Raw genomic sequence first — 18,675 nt, forward strand, 5'->3', positions numbered from 1 at the left:
ATGGAAAACAGACAATGGCGTTGAACGCTGAACTGGCGGCCTTTCTCGACCTGGTGGACGAGGGCCGCGACGCCGGGCGCCCGGCAATGCACGAACAGACAGTGGCGCAGGCGCGCGCCGAATTCGAACGCTCTACCCAGGAGCTGGGCTGGCCGGTGGCGGGACCGGTGACGGTCAGCGAGCACCGGTTCAGCGGCCGCGACGGCGCCCAGGTGCCGGCGCGGCTGTACCTGCCCGCCGATGTGCCGGAGCGCCGCCAGCCATGGCCAGTGCTGGTGTATTACCACGGCGGCGGTTATGTGGTGGGCAGCCTCGATTCCCATGACCAGGTGTGCCGCGAGTTCTGCTGGCGCACGCCGTGCGCGGTGCTGTCGGTGGGCTACCGGCTGGCGCCGGAGCAGCCGTTCCCGGCGGCGGTGAACGACGCCGAGGACGCGCTGGTGTGGTTGTGGGAGCAGGCGCCGGCCCTGGGCCTGGACCGCAACCGCGTGGCCTTGGCGGGTGACAGCGCCGGCGCCACCCTGGCCACGGTGGCGGCGATTGCGGCCGGGCAGGGCGGGTTGCCTGTGCAGCCGTGCCTGCAGATGCTGTTCTACCCGGTGACCGATGCCGCTGGCAGCACCACCTCGGCCGACCTGTTCGACCAGGGCTACCTGCTGGAGACGCCGACGTTGGCGTGGTTCTACGACCATTACCTGCCCAACGTGGAGCAACGCAGCGACTGGCGCGCCTCGCCGTTGCGCGCCCAGATCCCAGCGGCCACCGCCCCGGCCTACATCGCCGTGGCCGGCTTCGACCCGCTGCTTGACGAAGGCCGGGCCTACGCCGCCCACCTGCGCGCCGCCGGCGTGCCGGTGACCCTGCACTGCCAGGCCGACCTGACCCACGACTTCCTGCGCATGGCCAGCATCACCCCGGCGGCGCTGCCCCTCTACGAAACCTTCACCGCCGTGCTCGCCCAGGCGCTCCACGCGAAAGCCTGACGCAGCCTTCGGCAGCTGCTACGGGGACGCGCGCAACCCACCGATCGCGGCCAAGGCCGGCTCCTACCCCGCACAGCGTAGGAGCCGACTTTAGTCGCGATGCAGGCAACGCGGTTGCTGTAGCAGCGGCCTCCGGCCGCGTCCAAGACGCTGCGGTGGCCAAGGCGGCAACCACCGGTCGAGCGAATTTCTCTAAAACAAATCGGCAACAGTGGCGTCCATCTCGTCGAAGCCAGGGGGAATGACCAGATCAGGGATGAAGCCTATGCGTCGTATGCGGTCAGGGGGCGGGGCATCGTAGGGGATGATTTTGGCGATCGGCTTGCCGGCCTTGGTAATGGTGATGATCTCGCCTGCCGCCACTTGCCTCAGCAACCGCGACAGATACTTCTTGGCATCATGGATATTGTGAAGTGGCAAGGAAATACCTTTCAGGATTGGTTCGTTGTCTAGTTCACGTTCGCTACAGCTGTACAACTTGCGGTGCGAGAGTGGACAAGAAGGCTGGAGCGAGCAAATCCAGATGTATGGCAGGAAATTTCAATTTCTCTCCGGCATAAAAAAACGCCAACCCCGCAAGGGGCTGGCGTTTTTTTGTGCCGCAGGGGGCGCTTACCAGTTGTAGCTCAAGGTCGCGATCACGTTGCGGCGCGGGCCGTAGTAGCAGGCGGCGTAGTTGCTGCAGCTGGCCACGTATTCCTTGTCGAACAGGTTGCTGGCGTTGACCGCCACCTTGGTGCCATCCAGTTTGCTCGACAGTTTGCCCAGGTCGTAGTGCACGGCGGCGTCGACGATGGTGAAGTTGCCGGTCTCGATGCGGTTGTACACCGCCGATGGCGAGGACACGCTGCTGCCCCACAGGTCGCCGGTGTAGCGCGCGCCCAGGCCGGCGCCGAGGCCGTCCATCAGGCCTTCGTGGAAGGTGTAGTCCAGCCACGCGGAGGCTTGCTGGCGTGGGGTGAACGGCAGTTCGTTGCCCTTGTCGGTGTACGACGAGGTGACATAACCGGTGCGGGTCACTTCGCTGTCGGTGTAGGTGTAGGACGCCAGCAGGTCGAGGTTCTTGCTCAGCACGGCCTTGCCTTCCAGTTCGAAGCCGCGGCTTTCGGCGGCGCCGATCTGGATGGTGTTGTTGATGTTGGTCGGGTCAGCCGTGGTCACGTTCTTTTGCTTGAGCTTGTACACCGAGGCGGTGATGTAGCTGTCCTGGCCCGGCGGCTGGTACTTGATGCCCAGCTCGTACTGCTCGCCCTCGGTGGGCTTGAAGATCGGCGTGGCGGCGCTGACCGCGGTGTTCAGCTGTGGGTCGAACGACTGCGAGTAGCTGAAGTAGGGCATCACGCCGTTGTCGAACAGGTAGGCCACGGCGTAGCGGTAGGTACCCTTGTGGTTGTCCTGGTCGATGTAGCGGTTGGTGGCGTTGCTGCGGTCGGGCCGGTAGTGGCTTTCCGAGTCAGCCCAGTCGAAGCGCCCGCCCAGGGTGAACAGCCAGTGGTCCAGCTTGATCTGGTCCTGGGCGTACACGCCGGTCTGCTTCTGCACCTGGTACATGTCACGCGAGGTGTAGATGTTGGTGCGGGTGCCGCTGCTGTTGCCACCGGCGTAGGGGTTGGTGGTGGTGTAGCTGCTGTTCACCACGTTGTTGTCCAGGGTGCTGCGGCGGTAGTCCAGGCCGGTGAGCAGGGTGTGCTCCAGCGCGCCGGTGTTGAACTTGCTTTCCAGCTGGTTATCGACGTTGAAGATCTGCAGGTTGCGCTTGATGTCCGAGGTCAGGCGCGACAGGTTCGGGCTGGTGGCTTCGTTGACGTAGCCGTTGCCGAACGCGGTGCGGTTCTCGATGTTGACCTGGCTGTAGCGCAGGTTCTGGCGGAAGGTGAAGACGTCGTTGAAGTGGTGCTCGAACAGGTAGCCCAGCTGCGAGCTTTCGCGGCGCAGCTTGTCGAAGTCGCTGTCACCCAGCAGGGTGTCGCTGGAGATCTTGCCGTACTGGGAGTGGTGCAGGGTGCCCGACTCCGGGTAGTACTGCTCGGTGCTGCCACCCCAGTCGCGCTGGTAGTTGGCCAGCACGGTCAGCGAGGTGTCGTCATTGGGGCGCCAGGTGAACGCCGGGGCGATGAAGTTGCGGTTGTTCTGCACGTGGTCGACCTGGGTGCCGCTGTCCTTCACCAGGCCCGTCAGGCGGTAGCTGAACACGCCCTGGTCGTCGATGGGGCCGCCGAAGTCGAAGCCCAGCTGCTTGAGGTCATAGCTGCCGCCCTGCACCTGGATCTGGTGGTAGGGGGTGCTGGTGGGCATCTTGCTGGTCAGGTTGATCAGGCCGCCTGGGCGGCTCTGGCCGTAGAGCATGGACGCCGGGCCGCGCAGCACTTCCACGCTTTCCAGGCCGTAGGGTTCGGACATGCCGCCCTGGCCGCTCTCGCCGTAGGGCAGTTGCAGGCCGTCCTGGAACACGTAGGGCGAGAAGCCGCGGATGCGGAACTGTTCGCGGGTGTTGTTGGCGCCGGTGTATTCGCCGAACACGCCGGGGGTGTAGCGCACGGCGGAGCTGACGTCCTGCACGGCCTGCTCGTCCATCTGCTTGCGGGTGACCACCGAGATCGACTGCGGGGTCTCGCCGATGGGCGTGTCGGTCTTGGTCGCGGTGTTGGTGCGCTTGGCGACGATGCTGTATTCGGGGGTGTAGCCGCTGCCGTCGCCGGCGGCGTTGATGTTGACGTTCTGCAGCAGCATGGCGTTGCCATCGGCGGTGGCGGCGCCCACGGTGATGGTGTTGCCGTTCACTTCGTAGCGCAGGCCGGTGCCGCGCAGCATCTGTTCCAGGGCCTGTTGTGGCTCCATGGTGCCGTCAACGCTGAGGCTGTTGCGGCCTTTGATCGAGTCGGCGCTGAACAGCACCTGCATGTTGGTCTGGGTACCGAACTGCATCAACGCATTGGACAGCGGTTGCGCCGGGATGTGCACGGCCACCGGTGCCGCCAGGGCCTGGGCGCTGTACGCGGCCAGGGCCAGGCTTGCCGCCAACAGGGTCTTGGTGAAACCGGATCCTTGTGTTTCACGCCCTTTGTTGTGTCGAAACTCGAACATTATTAGCACTCGTTAAGGTTAGCTTATAAGAATCGTTTCCAATAAGACGAAGCCCGAGCGCAAAACCAGAATGATTTTTTCACTTTTTTTTGCACTGCCGCCGATTGGCTGGCAACGGGCAGGACGGGCAGTAATCCACGCTGTCCAGGCGGTAGCGCAGGCAGCACACGCGGCGGGTGCTGGCGCTGGTTTCGTCATCGGCTACGGCGAAGCGCACGGGTTCGAACAGCGGGTTGCTGCAGCCGTTCGGCCACTGTTTGGCGCTGAGCAGCTCACGCCCCGGCGCCGCGCGTGCGGCGCCGCCCAGGGGGTGGCGGGCGACCACGCCGACGGCCCAGGCCACGCGCACCCCGGCGTTGCTCCACAGCACCCGTGGCGACAGGCCGCTGAATTGGGCGAGGGTGGCGCACAGCGGCGCCAGGTGGTCGAACACCAGTGGCGCGAAACGCTCGAACGCCGAGCGCGGCTGGCGCACCTGGCCGTCGTCGCTGAGTTCGACCCGCTGCGGGTTGCCTTCGGCGTCCAGGTGCAGGCGGGTGTGATCAAGGCTTAGTGGCAGCAGGCGGTCCTGCAGCAGGTCGAGGATGACCACCGGCGGCACCAGCACCGAGAAGTACCATTGCGTCCACAGTGACACCAGCGCCTTGGTGTCGCCGCCGGGGTAGCGCTGGGCGAACGCTGCCAGCGGTGGCTGGTAGCGCTGCGGGTCGAGCAGGTCGCTGAGGACGATGCCCGGTGCGGCGCCGTCGGCCAGCGCCAGCGACTCGCCGACCCCGGCCAGTGGCCCGGGAAAGGCGCTGGCGAAGGCGGCGATCATGCGCCACCCCGGCGGCGAATCATCAGCCACATGAAGTACGGCCCACCGACGAAGGTGGCCAGCAGCCCGGCGGGAATCTGCCAGGGGAAGATCAGCGTGCGGCCCAGCCAGTCGGCCACCACCATCAGCAGCGCGCCCAGCAGCGCCGCGCCGTACAGCTGCACCAGTGCCCGGCGCAGGCCCAGCAGGCGCGCCATGTGCGGTGCCATCAGGCCGACGAAGCTCAGCGGGCCGACCACCAGGGTGGCAGCGCCGGTCAGCAGCGCGGTCAGGGTCAGCAACGCCAGGCGGCTGCGGCCCAGGTTCAGGCCGAGCATGCTGGCGGTGCTGGGGCCCAGGGCCAGCAGGTCGAGCCAGCGGCGGATCAGCGGCGCCATCGCCAGGCCGACCACGGCCACGGCGCAGGCGACCACCGCCTGGGGCGCGCTGACCCGGTAGGTGGAGCCGGCCATCCAGCTGAGCAGGGTGCCCAGGCGCGGGTCACCGCTGACCAGGATGATGCTGGAGAACGCCCCGGAGATGGTCGCCAGGGCGATGCCGGTGAGCAGCAGCCGCTCGGGTGAAAAGCCATGCCGCCAGCCGAACGACAACAGAATCAGCAGGGTGACCAGCGCGCCGGCGCTGGCGGTCAGCAGGATGACGCCGGGGTTGAGGGGCAGGTTGGCGAGGAACACCAGGATCACCCCCAGGGCGGCGCCGGAGCTGACCCCCAGCACTTCGGGGCTGGCCATGGCGTTGCCGGTGGTGCGCTGGATCATGGTGCCGGCCATGGCCAGCATGGCGCCGGCGGCCATGGCGGCGAACAGCCGAGGGGCGCGCCAGGGCAGCAGTTGCAGGGTTTCACTGACGCTGCTGAAGGCCCAGCCACTGGGGCCGGGGGCCAGGGTCAGGGCCAACGCCAGGCACACCACCAGGGCCACGGCGCTCACCGCGAGGATGCGTGCCGGGTGGCGCGGTTTGGGCTGCTGGGCATCGGGCGTGCTGCGCGGCGGGTGCAGGCTGCGGCGCATCTGCGGCAGCAGCCACAACAGCAACGGCGCGCCCAGCAGCGCGGTGGCCGTGCCAGTGGGCAGCAGCGGGGCGAAGTTCTGGATGACCTGGTCGGCCAGCCACAGCAGCAGCGCGCCGAACAGCGGCGCGCACCATAGCTGCTGGCGCAGCCGGCGGGCACCGAGCAGCCGCGCCAGGGCCGGCGCGGCCAGGCCGACGAAGGCGACCATGCCGATGTGGCTGACCACCGTGGTGCTGAGGAATACCGCCAGGGCCAGGCCCAGGGTGCGGCTCCAGGACAGCGACAGGCCCAGGCTGCGCGCGCTTTCGTCGGACAGTTGCAGCACGTCCAGCGGCCGCACCAACAGCAGCGCGGCGAGCATGCCGGGGATCAGGCTGAAGGTCAGGTCGCGGGTCAGGCCCCAACCATTCTGGGCCAGGTTGCCGGTCTGCCAGACGAACAGCTCGCCCAGGTATTCGTGGTTGAACAGCACCATGATCGAACCCAGGGCGCCGCAGTACAGGCCAATAATCAGGCCCGCCAGCACCACCGCCAGCGGCGCCAGCGCTTGGCGCCAGGCCAGGGCGAACACCAGCAGCATGGCCAGGCCGCCGCCGGCGCTGGTCAGCAGGGTGCGGCCCTGGTCGAGCAGGCCGGGGGCGAACAGCAGGCCCACCACCAGCATCAGGTTGGCGCCAGCGGAAATGCCCAGGGTGGATGCGTCGGCCAGCGGGTTGCGCAAAATGCTTTGCAGCAGCGCGCCACTCAGGCCCAGGGCCGCGCCGGCCAGCAGGCTCACGGCCAGCCGCGGCAGCCAGGCGTGGTGCACCAGCAGCTGCGCGGTGTCGCTGGCGCTGGGGTGCACGGCGGCGCTCCACCACAGGCCGGGCGGCAGGTGGCGCAGCAGGCCGTGCAGGCTCAGGGCCACGGCAGCCAGCGCCAGCAGGCCGACCACCAGCAGCCAGCGCCGCTGCTGCGGGTTGCGGGTCTTGGTGGCGGCGTAATCGAGGGCGGAACTAGCCATGGGCGTACTCCGGGTCGGCGGGCAGGTGTTCCACCAGCAGCTCGGCGAAGCGCGCCGCAGTCTGCGTGCCGCCAAATACGTAGGTCGGCGGGATGGCGCTCAGGCGTCTTTCGCGCACGAAGGGCAGCACGTTCCACAGGGTGCTGGCGCCCAGGGTCTTGAGTGAGCGCTGGCTGGCCTTGCCGAAGTTCAGGTAGAGCATGCGCGCCTCAGGGCGTTCCACCAGTTGTTCCAGCGGCACCAGGGCGAAGCCGGCCGGGCCCAGTTCGCCGTCCCAGGCGTTCACCAGGCCGACCCGCGCCAGGGCGTCGCCCAGCAGGCTGTTGTGGCCCCACAGGCGCACGTGGCTGCCGCCCTGGTCGATGTCTGCCAGGTAAATCGGCCGGTGCTGCTGGCCGAGGATGCGTGCGCGGGCAGCGTCCAGGCGGGCGCCGAGGCTAGCCACCAGGGCCTGGGCCTCGGGCTGGCAGTGCAACCACTCGCCCACTTCGCTGATGGCCGCCAGGCCACGGGGGATGGGCGCAAGGGTGGTAGGCACGTCCAGAACCCGCACTGGGGCAATGGCGGCGTACTGCGCCTGGGCCATCTGCTGCACGGGGCTGAGCAGGATCAGGTCGGGCTTGAGCCGCGCCAGCAGTTCCAGGCTCGGCTCCCACGACGCGCCCAGGTCCAGCACGCCGGCCGGCAGCGGTGGCTGCGGCACGCGGGCGCGGTACATGTCCAGGCTGGGAATGGCCAGCGGAGAAACGCCAAGGCCGAGCATGATCTCGGCCAGTTGCCAGTCCAGCGGGGCTACCCGCCGGGCCTGGGGTTGAGCGTGGAGCAGCGGGCTTGCCGCCAGTGCCGCCACGCCCATCAGTTGCAGGAATGAGCGCCTGTGCATGATCGCGTTGTCAGGCCTCCACGGGGTGTTGCTGGCGGGTGTCTTCGTAGATGCGCCCCGGTTCCATGCGCACCAGGCGGTCGGCGATATGGAAGTAACGGTCGTCGTGGGAAATGACGATGATGGTCTTGCCCAGGCGTTGCAGGTCCGGCAGCAGTTCGGTGTAGAAAATGCGCCGGAAGGCCGGGTCCTGGTCGGCGGCCCATTCGTCGAACACCAGCACCGGGCGGTGGTCTAGCCAGGCCTGCACCAGGGCCAGGCGCTTGCGCTGGCCGGTGGACAGGTCGGTGGTGGTGAAGTTGCCGTCCTGGATGCTGACCTTGTGGCTGATTTCCAGGCGGTCGAGGTACTGGTGGGCCTCGTCGGGCAGCTTTTCGTCGGGGCCCATCAGGTCGTCGAACAGGAAGTAGTCGGCGAAGATGGTGGTGAACAGCTGGCGGTAGTCGTCGCGGTTTTCCACGCCCACTTCCTTGCCGTCCAGCAGGATGCTGCCCTGCTGCGGCGCGTACAGGCCCAGCAGCACCTTGATCAGGGTGGTCTTGCCGGCGCCGTTCTCGCCGGCGATGAACATGATCTCGCCGGCGTTCAGGCGCAGGTTCACCGGGCCCAGGGTAAACGGCGTCACGCCCTCGACGCTGGGGAAGGTGTAGCGCGCGTCACGCAGTTCGATGCTTTGCAGCGGCGTGGCCGGTTTCACCGTGCCTTCGAGCAGCAGGTGCGGCTCGGGCGAGGCGAACTGCGCGGACAGGTCGGCGATACGGCGGAACGACACCTGGGCGCGGCTGACGATGGGCAGGTTGCCGATCAGGTGTTCCAGCGGGCCCTTCATGAACAACAGCACCAGGATGAAGCCGCTGAGGGTGGCCTTGTCGGTGTTGGGGTAGAGGCTCTGGTACACCAGCACCACGCCGATGACGATGAAGAACAGCGTCGAGCCGAAGGTCTTGGCCACCACGAACAGCTTGATCGAGCGCAGCTGGATGTCGCAGATCTTCTCCACAGTCTTCTGCAGGTGGTCGCGGTACACGCGGAAGCGGCGCGGGCGGTGGATGCGCAGTTCCTTGGCGCCTTCGGAGATGGCGCGGTAATGCTTCTGCAGGTCATCCTCGGCCTCGCGGGCCTCGAAGAAGCCGCGGATGCCTTTCAGGCGCGCGAAGTACTGGGCGGTGGTGCCCAGCAGGATCGCCACCACGGTGCAGACGAACATCGGGAACGACAGGTGCGCCAGGTAGCCCATGCAGCCCAGGGTCACGGTCAGCGACACGGCCAGGGGCGAGAAGGCGAAGGCGAAGTCGCTGATGACGTCGACGTCGTGGGTCAGCACCGGGATCAGCCGGTGCGACTTGTAGCGCTCGATCTGCTCGATGGGCGCGGAGAGGATCTTGCTGCCCAGGTCCTTGCGCAGCTGGGCGATCACGTGCTGGCCGACGTGGTTGGTGCCGATGTCGGAGAAGATCGAGCCCAGCAGCGCCAGGCTGCACAGGCCGCCGAACGCCAGCAGCAGGGTGCCGGCGGCGGGGCCGTCGGCGTGCAGGCTCTGGTTGATGGTGGCCAGCAGCGCGGTGATGCTCAGGCCGCCCATGATGCCCAGGGTGATGGACACCGCCAGGATGGGCCAGAACGGCTTGAGCAGGCTGAACAGTTCGGAGAGCGTACCTTTGGGGGGCTTGGGCTGCGTCATTGGGCTGTCGTCACAAATGGGATTCATATCCAGATAGGACGCACGAGCGGGGTAAAACCTTAAAAATTAATTTCTTGGCGGCGTTGGGGGATATCGCGAATGAGTGCCGTTTAAATTTTCCCACAGGCTTCTCGTCACCACTTGGGTAAGCGTTCCGACAGGGGACGCCGTTCCTGGGCGATACGCCTGGCGCCGCCCTTGGGGCCGCCACGGGTGTTCGTGCCAATCGACTAATGGATCGAAAGGTATTGGCGAGATGACTCAAACAGTAACTACAAGCACGCCGCTGGATGTGCTGGGCATCGGCTTCGGGCCTTCCAACCTCGCGCTGGCCATCGCCCTGGAAGAGCTGGGCGTGAAGCGCGGCCGGCACCTGGACGCGCTGTTCCTCGACCGCCAGCAGGACTACCGCTGGCACGGCAACACCCTGGTGGCGCAGAGCGAGCTGCAGATCTCGTTCCTCAAGGACCTGGTGACCCTGCGCAACCCCACCAGCCCCTTCAGTTTCGTCAATTACTTGCATCAGCACGGGCGCCTGGTGGACTTCATCAACCTGGGCACCTTCTACCCCTGCCGCATGGAGTACAACGACTACCTGCGCTGGGTGGCCGGGCACTTCACCGAGCAGTCCGCCTACGGCGAGAACGTGCTGGCGGTGGAGCCGGTGCACAGCGGCAACAGCATCGAGCAACTGCGGGTGATTTCCCAGGACAGCCAGGGCCGCGAACAGGTGCGCCACACCCGCTCGGTGGTGCTGAGCACCGGCGGCACGCCGCGCATTCCCGAGGTTTTCCGGGGCCTCAAGGGCGACGCCCGGGTGTTCCACCACTCGCGCTACCTGGAGCGCATGAACGAGCAGCCCTGCGCCAACGGCCAGCCCATGCGCATTGCGGTGATCGGCGGTGGGCAGAGCGCCGCCGAGGCGTTCATCGACCTCAACGACAGCTTCCCCAGCGCCCAGGTCGACATGGTGCTGCGCGCCGCCGTGCTGAAACCGGCCGACGACAGCCCGTTCGTCAACGAGATCTTCTCGCCGCAGTACACTGACCTGGTGTTCAACCAGCCGGAGCTGGAGCGCGAGCGCCTGATCAACGAGTACCACAACACCAACTATTCGGTGGTGGACCTGAACCTGGTGGAGCGCATCTACTCGATCTTCTACCGCCAGAAAGTCTCCGGGCAGCCGCGCCACGGCTTCCTGTGCCGGCGCTCGATCGAGTCGGCCAAGGCCGACGCCAACGGTATCGAACTGGTGCTGCGCGACCTGGCCACCGGCGACACCGAGGTGCACCGCTACGACGCGATCATCCTGGCCACCGGCTACGAGCGCATCTCGCACCAGCAGATCCTCGCGCCGCTGGCCGAGTACCTGGACGAATACCAGGTGAACCGCGAATACCGCGTGCAGGCCGACCCGCGCCTGAAGGCGCCGGTGTTCATCCAGGGCTTCAGCCAGTCCAGCCATGGCCTGAGCGATACGCTGCTGTCGATTCTGCCGATTCGCGCGGAGGAGGTGGCGACGGCGCTGCATGAGAATCTCAAGTCGAGCTTTGATGGTGCGCCGGCGAAGACGGCCCAGCGCGCCACCGCCAGCAACGCTTGAGAGCCGCGCGCCGGCATAGGAATGCCGGCGCATTTTCTGCGCACCGCCGTAGCCGCTGCCGACAGGCTGCGCTGGCCGCCATGAACCCTGGAAATCTCCAGCGAGGCAGAGGGCCGGCGCAGCCTGGCGGCAGCGGCTACAGAGGTGCGTGAAGACTGCTTGACCAAGGAGCTTCAGTGTCTGATCGAACTCGATATGTGTGTGCAATAACCACGTGGTTGGCCATGCTGGGCGCAGGAACGGCCCAGGCGGATGCAACGGCAGGGCAGCGCGGGACGCTGCTGGAGGTGAAGGAGGTGGCGCGCTACAGCGCCGCGCAGATCAACCAGGCAACGGAAAGCCAAAGGACGTTCGTCGACAAGGTCGACTGCGGTGTGAAAGTGGTAGCGGTGCAATACCGCACCATCGGCGTCAAGGGCGAACCCGCCGACGCCTCCGCCGCGCTGGTGGTGCCCGACGGCGCCGCCTGCCAGCAACCAGCGCCCCTGCTGGGCTGGGCCCGCGGTACCGAAACCGATCGTCATCGCCAACAGGCGCAACTGGCCGCCGCTTCCGCCGGTTACCCTCTTAATTCCGTCTACGCCGCCCGTGGCTACGTGGTCATCGCCAGCGATTACCTGGGGCTGGGCAACTCCCACTATCCCTTCCACCCCTACCTGCACGCCGACTCAGAGGCCAGCACCATGGTCGACGCCTTGCGCGCGGCCAGGCTGGCCGGTGCGCAGCTGGGCGTGAGTTTCTCTGGCAAGGTGATGCTCGGCGGCTACTCCCAAGGCGGCCACGTGACCATGGCCACCCAGCGCGCCATCGAGCGCGACCACCTGGGCGAATTCAACCTGGTGGCCAGCGCGCCGATGTCCGGCGCCTATGACCTGCCGCACACCTTCCGCGAGTCGTGGAACGGCGTCACCAGTGCCGGGCCCAATCAGCTGTCGCCGTACCTGCTGGCCTATACGGTGCTGGGCATGCAGCGGGTGTACGGCAACCTCTATGGTCAGCCCGAGGAGGTGTTCAAGGCGCCTTATGCCCAGGCGGTGCAGGGTGCGTTTCCCGGGCCGCTGGGGCTGCGCGCGCTGATCGGCCAGGCGCCGTTCAATCAGCTGCGCTCAATCGATGATATGCGCCAACCCGGGTTCGCCAAGGCCTTTGTCGAGCAGCCGAACACGCCGTTCCAGCAGGACCTGGCGCGCAACAGCACCCTGGACTGGACTCCGCGTACGCCGATGATGCTGTGCGGCACCGACCGCGACGGCGTGGTGCCGTTCGACAACGCCGCACGGGCCCAGGCGGCGTTTGCCGGGCGCGGCGTGCAGGTGCCGGTGGTGAATGTGGACGAGGCAGTGCCGGCCAAGGCCACTGGGGCCCAGGCGCATATGATCTGGGCGTCGCTGGCCTGCTACAGCGCCATGCGCAAGATGCTCTTCGACCCGGCGCGCTGGGGCAGCGCGCTGTCGCTGGCGCGGGGCGCGGCCTTCAGCCTGCCATACCCGCTGCAGTGGCCGGCGAGTCGAGGTAGCTGATAAGCGAACCGTCGCCGGGGTGGCGCATCACGCCCATGGGAATGCCGTAGATGCGCTCCAGGGTCTCGCTCTGCATCAGCTCGGCGGGGCTGCCCTGGGCCAGCAGGCGGCCGCTGTGCAGGGCCAGCAGGTGGTCGCAGTAGCGCGCGGCCATGTTGACGTCGTGCAGCACCACCAGCACGCCCAGGCCCAGCTGGCGGCTGAGGTCGTGCACCAGCGACAGCACCTCCACCTGGTGGGCGATATCCAGCGCCGAGGTGGGCTCGTCCAGCAGCAGGAAGCGGCTGTTCTGCGCCAGCAGCATGGCCAGCCATACGCGCTGGCGCTCGCCGCCGGACAGCAGGTCCACCTGGCGTTCGGCAAAGGCGCTGATGTGGGTCAGCACCAGCGCCCGCTCCACCGCCGCGCGGTCTTCGTCGCTGAAGCGCCCCAGCGCGCCGTGCCACGGGTAGCGGCCAAAGCCCACCAGCTCGCGCACCGTGAGGTTGTCGGCGGCCGGCAGCTGCTGCGGCAGGTAGGCCACCTGCTGGGCGAAATCACGGTTGCCCCAGGCCGGCAGCGGCTTGCCGTCCAGCACAATCTCACCGCTGGCGGGCACCTGCTGGCGCGCCAGCAGCTTGATCAGCGTCGACTTGCCCGAACCGTTGTGGCCGATCAGGCCGATCATCTTGCCGTGGGGAATCTGCAGGTCCAGCGGTTGCAGCAAGGTGCGGCCAGGGACTTTGAAGCTGACGGAGCGCAATTCGAACATGAGGCTTCCACGATCGCTTGAAAAGGGCAGGGCACGACAGTAGTAAATTTGCTAATGCTTATCAATTGAATATTCCGTAGCAGCTGCCAAAGGCTGCGTCCCGCCCCATCACGGTCTGCCTGAGGAGCGCGTTGGGGCCGGACGCGGCCTAGGGGCCGCTGCTACGGGGCGGGGTTTGCGGGAAGATGGCGCGCATGCCGCGGCATTTGGGGTAGTCGCTGCAGCCCCAGAAGTTGCCGCCGGCGTTGCGGCCGGTGCGCGCCACCCGGATCACCATGGGTTTGCGGCAATGGGGGCAGGCGGGCGCCTTGGGTTGCGGCTCGACCATGGGGGGCGGCACTGGGGCAGCGGCAGGCTTGGGGGGCTGTACTGTCTGTTTTTGCGCTGCAGCAATCCAGCGCCGCAGCTGGCGGCCGTCCACCAGCTTGAGGTTGCGCCCGCTGGCGAACTCACGCGCGGGCTCGCTGAAACGGCCGCTGGTGATCACGAAACCACCCACCGCGCCTTCCGCGGCCATGGCCCCATACAGCTCGCGCACCACCGGCACACCCACCTGCAGCGTGCGCCAGTGCTTGCACTGCACCAGGTACTTCTCGCCCTCCTTGCGGGCGATCAGGTCCACACCACCATCGGGCCCGGCGCCGCCGCGTTCCTCGATGCTGAAGCCCTGGCGGCGCAACGCCTCGCCCACCAGCAGTTCGAATTCCTGCCAGGTGAAGTCGTTCACCGCTTGGCCGGTGTTCAACAGCTCGCGGCGTTTGCGACGGCCGAGGACCGAGGTGATGGCGCCGATGACGAAGATCAGTGGCAGCAGGAATTGGCCGAAGGTCGCCAGGGTTCTGAACAGGCTTTGGGTCATCACCGATTGCAGTTGCGCTGGGTCGCTGACCACCGTGATGGGCGCCGTGGCCACGCCGTGCAGGTACACGCCGGAGGCCACCGCCAGGATCAGGCTGGACCACCAGGGGAGCTTGCTGGCGAGGAAGATGAGGTCGTCGAAGGTGGAGGTTTTCTTGGCCATGTCCGTGGTCTGTTGGGGTGGGTGGTGTAGCCGCTGCCGCAGCCTGGCGGCAGCGGCTACGGGCGTCAAGTCGGTTTATCTCGGGTGGAGGTAGGGAAGCGTCCTACAGGGAAACCGGAAGTGGGTGGATATCGCGGAGTGGGGCGTGCGGGATAGGCTTTCCCTGCGGTCAAAGTGGCGGCGTTTAGCAACCAGGGTTTCCCCCGACCGCAATTCTGGATAGGGCAGATGTAACCCAAGGCATGGAAGGAACCACCTATGGTTAAGTACGGTAATTCCTGGGCTAGTTTTAATGAACAGCTGGACTACCTGGCCGAAAGGGGAATGATCATCACAGACAAAGCTGTGGCGGTGAGCTGGCTAAGCCGGGTAGGTTATTTTCGGTTGAGCGGGTACTGGTACGCATTACGCGACCACCGGGCTCATCAGCTTTCGCTCGAAGGGAAGGCCACGGCCACTGGCACGCCGGTGGACATCGATGTTTTCAGGCCGGGTGCCACTTTTCAGGATGCTGTTGATCTTTATGTTTTCGACAAGCAGTTGCGCCTATTGGCCTTGGATGCCCTGGAGCGCATTGAAATAGCGTTGAGGGTTGATATTGGTCATTACCTTGGCGGGCTTCATCCCTTCGCGCACACAAAGCCTGATCTTCTCCATCGGGAGTTCAGCGGCAGGATCAATCCCAGGACTGGAGCTAGCAGGCATCAGGATTGGATGCTACGCCATGAGCAATTGGTAAGTCGCTCGCGAGAGGACTTCATTCTCGCCTGCAAAGCCAGGTATGGATCGCAGCTACCGCTTTGGATAGCAGCAGAAGCTTGGGACTTTGGAACGATGTCCACGCTGTACGACGGTATGAGGGCATGCGACCAAGACGCGATCTCGTCCAAATACGGGATTTCAAACGGTCGGATCTTCGCTTCGTGGTTACGTAGTTTGAATTATCTACGCAACGTTTGTGCGCATCATAGCCGGTTGTGGAATCGAAATATTGTCGACCAGCCAAAGCTTCCCAAGGCGGCCGAGGTGCCATGGGTCACTCATTTTCTTGGGAAAGGGCATGCCTTGGCGCGGTGTTATTTGCTGCTGTGTGTCACTCGTCATTTGATTCAGGTGATATATCCGCGATCCAGTTGGCCGCAGCGAATGAAGCAGCAGTTGCAGGCGTTCCCACAGAGCCAAAGTATCGGTTCGAGAGAGGCGCGCATGGGGCTTCACGAGGGGTGGGAAGCATCGTGGTAAAAATGCCAGCCATTAAAAAACCCCTCAGCAGCAGCATCACGAAGTGACGTTGCCGAGAGGGGCCGTGTTGGATCTGATGGTAGAGGTCAACATGAACGAGGTCAATCTGCCCGCCCGGGGCAGTGTGTAACAAAAAGCCCCGGCTCTTGCGAGACCGGGGCTTTTTCATTCCTGGTACGGGCATCAAGTTGACAAGGTTGGTCTATCTGATGCGGTGGTAGGGAAGCGTCCTACAGCAAAACCGGAAGTGGGTGGATATCGCGGAGTGGGGCGTGCGGGATAGGCTTTCCCTGCCATGAAAATGGCCGGGTTTAGCGACCTGAATACCAGCAGAGCGTTATACGTGGCGGGTAATTATGCCTGCCGATCTAGCCCTGTACCGATGTCGGCAAAAGCTGCATCGGTTGCAAATGGAACAAGCATATGGAAATTGAAGTTGGTACCTCGTCTTGCCTTACCCCCACCGTTTTCCACCGCAACGAACGAATCCTCCGCATCCTGCTGATCAACGACCGTGCCTGGCTATGTGCCCAAGACCTGGGCCGGCTAATGGGCATTGGGCTGGTCGACCATCGTCTTGCCAAGCTGGACGCCGACCAGCAGTGCACGCTTACCCTGATGAGTGGCGGGCATGCGCGGGAGCGGGTGATGGTCAGTGACTGCGGGGCGTTTGCGTTGTTGGTATATCACCTGATTCCAGAGAACCGAGCGTTGCGGCGGTGGTTGAGTTGTGAGGTGTTGCCGTCGTTGCGGTCGAGCGCTCGTTAACCGCATACGCACCTTGTAACTATTGCCGCCAGGTCTACTCCACTCCAGCACGGCGTGGCGGGCGGCAGCTAAATCCCGAAAGCCGTTCGGGGGAATCCGGATTCGGCAGGCAATCCGAACGATGCAAAGGTGCACCCCGGCAGTGCTGGCTTGGTATCAATCAAGTCAGCTACCGAATTGATCCAATTCGAGCGTGGGGCGATCTTCTGCATCAGAAACCAGATGATGCAGACCAGACCATACAGCCGCGTCAACGCATTTCGATCCAGATTCAGCGCAGTGAAATAGGACTCGCTGGGAACTGCGGACAGCGGATTGGGAGAGACCTGGTTCCAGATACGAGTGTGATGGGCGCAGCGGTTTCTGAGCAGGTTTATCTCTTGCAGCCAACGCGCGAAGACTCGCGCGTCGCTGAGACCAAACCGTTCCAGGATCTGGTTTTGGTACGTGCCCTTCAGTATTTCGAAATAGCGAGAAAGCGCGCCGAAGTCCCAGGCTTCTACGGCGACCCAAAATGGGATTGGGCGCCCCGATCGACGATGCCACTCGATCGAGTCTTCCGTGCTGCGCTTTAGCAATACCTGTTGGTGAGTCGACCATTCGATCCATTTGTTCCTGACTTTGCCGCGCGATATGAAGTCATTGGCATGCTTGGGCTGGATGAATGTGGCATCGGTATAGGCCATGGGGTGGTGATAGCCCACTACATGAGCGATCACCGTTCCTCAAACGTTGTGCCCGTTGCGAATAGATTCTTGCGTAGCGGCTTGCCGGAAGCAGGGCATGATTTTGCCAGGCCCGTTCCAGCATCTCTGTCGAATTCGCGTGCCGGATACCAGTAACCGCTTAGGCGGTAGTAGCCTAACTGGGCGAGTTTTCGCTCTGCGCGGGCCGGGTCAGCCACGAGCATATTGCGCTCGGTAAGGAGGGTGACGAGGTCTGGATAGCTCCGGAAAGGTTTTGGAGTCAACAACTTCCATGTCTCCAGAAATAAGAAGGCCCGAACGTAATGCCGGACTAAGCCAGCACCAGAGGATCGGGCGCGATTGAAGAGAATAGTGCCGCCAGCCCCATTTTCCGTCAAGGAAAACTGGGTTACGAAAGATGACTGGCATCGGCTGACCTCAATGGTCAGAAAACACGAAAAAGCCCCGGCTCTTGCGAGACCGGGGCTTCTTGAATGGCCGTAACGCGCTTACACGTTAAAGCGGAAGTGCATCACATCGCCGTCCTTGACGATGTATTCCTTGCCTTCCAGGCGCCATTTGCCGGCTTCCTTGGTGCCCGCTTCACCGTTGTACTGGATGAAGTCGTTGTAGGCGATCACTTCGGCGCGGATGAAGCCTTTTTCGAAGTCGGTGTGGATCACGCCAGCGGCCTGTGGCGCGGTGGCGCCGACCTTGACGGTCCAGGCGCGGACTTCCTCGACGCCGGCGGTGAAGTAGGTCTGCAGGTTCAGCAGTTCGTAGCCGGCGCGGATCACGCGGTTCAGGCCAGGCTCTTCCAGGCCCAGGGCCTCGAGGAACATGTCCTTCTCTTCGCCGTCGTCCAGCTCGGCGATTTCGGCTTCGATCTTGTTGCACACCGGCACCACGATGGCGCCTTCTTCTTCGGCGATGGCGCGGACCACGTCCAGGTGCGGGTTGCCTTCGAAGCCGTCTTCGGCGACGTTGGCGATGTACATGACCGGCTTCGAGGTCAGCAGGTGGAAGCCGCGGATGACCGCCTTCTCGTCAACACCCATGTTCTTCATCAGGCTGCGCGCAGGCTTGCCGTCGGTGAAGTGGGCGATCAGTTGCTCCAGCAGGCCTTTCTGGACCACGGCGTCCTTGTCGCCACCCTTGGCGTTGCGCGCAACCTTCTGCAGTTGCTTCTCGCAGCTGTCCAGGTCGGCGAAGATCAGTTCCAGGTCGATGATCTCGATGTCGCGCTTGGGGTCGACGCTGTTGGAGACGTGAATCACGTTCTCGTCTTCGAAGCAGCGGACCACGTGGGCGATGGCGTCGGTTTCGCGGATGTTGGCCAGGAACTTGTTGCCCAGGCCTTCACCTTTCGAGGCGCCGGCCACCAGGCCTGCGATGTCGACGAATTCCATGGTGGTCGGCAGGATGCGCTTGGGGTTGACGATGGCAGCCAGGGCAGCCAGGCGCGGGTCCGGCATCGGCACGATACCGCTGTTGGGCTCGATGGTGCAGAAGGGGAAGTTCTCGGCCGCGATACCCGATTTGGTCAGGGCGTTGAACAGTGTGGACTTGCCGACGTTGGGCAGGCCGACGATACCGCAATTGAAACCCATGGTGATTCCCT

The 18,675-nt window shown here is 64.8% G+C and carries 15 protein-coding genes; 5 read left to right on the top strand and 10 right to left on the bottom strand.

Translation table 11 applies throughout. The annotated features are described in order from the left end of the window. Positions 1–14 precede the first annotated feature (14 nt). On the top strand, positions 15–983 hold the full coding sequence (locus tag RAM80_RS21770) for an alpha/beta hydrolase (protein WP_416422491.1): 969 nt from the start codon (positions 15–17) through the stop codon (positions 981–983). A 192-nt stretch (positions 984–1,175) separates the two neighbouring features. Here the strand turns inward: RAM80_RS21770 and RAM80_RS21775 are convergent, their stop codons facing one another. From RAM80_RS21775 to RAM80_RS21800, 6 genes are all read right to left on the bottom strand, one after another. Next, positions 1,176–1,403 carry a type II toxin-antitoxin system Phd/YefM family antitoxin gene (locus tag RAM80_RS21775; protein ID WP_416422492.1) on the bottom strand — a complete coding sequence of 76 codons (228 nt, stop codon included), beginning with the start codon at positions 1,401–1,403 and terminating at the stop codon, positions 1,176–1,178. Between the two features lie 192 nt (positions 1,404–1,595). After that, the gene (locus tag RAM80_RS21780) at positions 1,596–4,067 is read right to left on the bottom strand and encodes a TonB-dependent siderophore receptor (protein ID WP_416422493.1); all 2,472 of its coding nucleotides are present in this window, start codon (positions 4,065–4,067) and stop codon (positions 1,596–1,598) included. Between the two features lie 79 nt (positions 4,068–4,146). Then, positions 4,147–4,884: a siderophore-iron reductase FhuF gene (gene fhuF, locus RAM80_RS21785; RefSeq protein ID WP_416422494.1), complete on the bottom strand. Its 738-nt coding sequence runs from the start codon at positions 4,882–4,884 to the stop codon at positions 4,147–4,149. Beyond that, on the bottom strand, positions 4,881–6,899 hold the full coding sequence (fhuB, locus tag RAM80_RS21790; protein ID WP_416422495.1) for a Fe(3+)-hydroxamate ABC transporter permease FhuB: 2,019 nt from the start codon (positions 6,897–6,899) through the stop codon (positions 4,881–4,883). The genes fhuF and fhuB overlap by 4 nt, the downstream gene beginning before the upstream one ends. Continuing rightward, positions 6,892–7,782: an ABC transporter substrate-binding protein gene (locus RAM80_RS21795; protein WP_416422496.1), complete on the bottom strand. Its 891-nt coding sequence runs from the start codon at positions 7,780–7,782 to the stop codon at positions 6,892–6,894. Before RAM80_RS21795 ends, fhuB begins: the two co-directional genes overlap by 8 nt. 10 nt (positions 7,783–7,792) lie before the next feature. Beyond that, entirely contained in the window at positions 7,793–9,463 is a 1,671-nt protein-coding gene (locus tag RAM80_RS21800) for a cyclic peptide export ABC transporter (protein ID WP_416422497.1), read from the bottom strand. 256 nt (positions 9,464–9,719) lie between these two features. On the opposite strand from RAM80_RS21800, the gene RAM80_RS21805 reads away from it, so the two are divergent. Next, the gene (locus RAM80_RS21805; protein ID WP_416422498.1) at positions 9,720–11,066 is read left to right on the top strand and encodes a lysine N(6)-hydroxylase/L-ornithine N(5)-oxygenase family protein; all 1,347 of its coding nucleotides are present in this window, start codon (positions 9,720–9,722) and stop codon (positions 11,064–11,066) included. Positions 11,067–11,290: 224 nt separating this feature from the next. After that, complete coding sequence (locus RAM80_RS21810; protein ID WP_416422499.1) at positions 11,291–12,586, top strand: lipase family protein; 1,296 nt, start codon at positions 11,291–11,293, stop codon at positions 12,584–12,586. Here the strand turns inward: RAM80_RS21810 and RAM80_RS21815 are convergent. After that, complete coding sequence (locus tag RAM80_RS21815) at positions 12,540–13,337, bottom strand: ATP-binding cassette domain-containing protein (protein ID WP_416422500.1); 798 nt, start codon at positions 13,335–13,337, stop codon at positions 12,540–12,542. The genes RAM80_RS21810 and RAM80_RS21815 overlap by 47 nt on opposite strands. 148 nt (positions 13,338–13,485) lie before the next feature. Further along, positions 13,486–14,358, bottom strand: a complete 873-nt coding sequence (locus RAM80_RS21820; protein ID WP_416422501.1) for a restriction endonuclease — start codon at positions 14,356–14,358, stop codon at positions 13,486–13,488. Positions 14,359–14,616: 258 nt separating this feature from the next. Here RAM80_RS21820 and RAM80_RS21825 point away from each other — a divergent pair, with 258 nt between their 5' ends. Both RAM80_RS21825 and RAM80_RS21830 read left to right on the top strand, forming a co-directional pair. Further along, positions 14,617–15,600: an Abi family protein gene (locus tag RAM80_RS21825; protein WP_416422502.1), complete on the top strand. Its 984-nt coding sequence runs from the start codon at positions 14,617–14,619 to the stop codon at positions 15,598–15,600. 423 nt (positions 15,601–16,023) lie between these two features. Continuing rightward, positions 16,024–16,368, top strand: coding sequence for a Bro-N domain-containing protein (locus RAM80_RS21830; protein ID WP_416422503.1), 345 nt, complete (start codon positions 16,024–16,026; stop codon positions 16,366–16,368). A gap of 68 nt (positions 16,369–16,436) precedes the next feature. On the opposite strand, the gene RAM80_RS21835 is transcribed toward RAM80_RS21830, so the two are convergent. Both RAM80_RS21835 and ychF read right to left on the bottom strand, forming a co-directional pair. Then, positions 16,437–17,054: an Abi family protein gene (locus RAM80_RS21835; protein WP_416422504.1), complete on the bottom strand. Its 618-nt coding sequence runs from the start codon at positions 17,052–17,054 to the stop codon at positions 16,437–16,439. 509 nt (positions 17,055–17,563) lie between these two features. Next, entirely contained in the window at positions 17,564–18,664 is a 1,101-nt protein-coding gene (gene ychF / locus RAM80_RS21840; protein WP_416422505.1) for a redox-regulated ATPase YchF, read from the bottom strand. Between the last annotated feature and the right edge of the window lie 11 nt (positions 18,665–18,675).

It is taken from the genome of Pseudomonas sp. App30, assembly GCF_047947025.1.
GTDB lineage: Bacteria > Pseudomonadota > Gammaproteobacteria > Pseudomonadales > Pseudomonadaceae > Aquipseudomonas.

Excerpts from the sequence above, each read along its gene's own strand:
- RAM80_RS21770 (WP_416422491.1), top strand. The coding sequence starts at position 15 with ATGGCGTTGAACGCTGAACTGGCGGCCTTTCTCGACCTGGTGGACGAG.
- RAM80_RS21780 (WP_416422493.1), bottom strand. The coding sequence starts at position 4,067 with ATGTTCGAGTTTCGACACAACAAAGGGCGTGAAACACAAGGATCCGGT.
- fhuF (WP_416422494.1), bottom strand. The coding sequence starts at position 4,884 with ATGATCGCCGCCTTCGCCAGCGCCTTTCCCGGGCCACTGGCCGGGGTC.
- fhuB (WP_416422495.1), bottom strand. The coding sequence starts at position 6,899 with ATGGCTAGTTCCGCCCTCGATTACGCCGCCACCAAGACCCGCAACCCG.
- RAM80_RS21795 (WP_416422496.1), bottom strand. The coding sequence starts at position 7,782 with ATGCACAGGCGCTCATTCCTGCAACTGATGGGCGTGGCGGCACTGGCG.
- RAM80_RS21800 (WP_416422497.1), bottom strand. The coding sequence starts at position 9,463 with ATGACGCAGCCCAAGCCCCCCAAAGGTACGCTCTCCGAACTGTTCAGC.
- RAM80_RS21805 (WP_416422498.1), top strand. The coding sequence starts at position 9,720 with ATGACTCAAACAGTAACTACAAGCACGCCGCTGGATGTGCTGGGCATC.
- RAM80_RS21810 (WP_416422499.1), top strand. The coding sequence starts at position 11,291 with ATGCTGGGCGCAGGAACGGCCCAGGCGGATGCAACGGCAGGGCAGCGC.
- RAM80_RS21815 (WP_416422500.1), bottom strand. The coding sequence starts at position 13,337 with ATGTTCGAATTGCGCTCCGTCAGCTTCAAAGTCCCTGGCCGCACCTTG.
- RAM80_RS21820 (WP_416422501.1), bottom strand. The coding sequence starts at position 14,358 with ATGGCCAAGAAAACCTCCACCTTCGACGACCTCATCTTCCTCGCCAGC.
- RAM80_RS21825 (WP_416422502.1), top strand. The coding sequence starts at position 14,617 with ATGGTTAAGTACGGTAATTCCTGGGCTAGTTTTAATGAACAGCTGGAC.
- RAM80_RS21830 (WP_416422503.1), top strand. The coding sequence starts at position 16,024 with ATGGAAATTGAAGTTGGTACCTCGTCTTGCCTTACCCCCACCGTTTTC.
- RAM80_RS21835 (WP_416422504.1), bottom strand. The coding sequence starts at position 17,054 with ATGGCCTATACCGATGCCACATTCATCCAGCCCAAGCATGCCAATGAC.
- ychF (WP_416422505.1), bottom strand. The coding sequence starts at position 18,664 with ATGGGTTTCAATTGCGGTATCGTCGGCCTGCCCAACGTCGGCAAGTCC.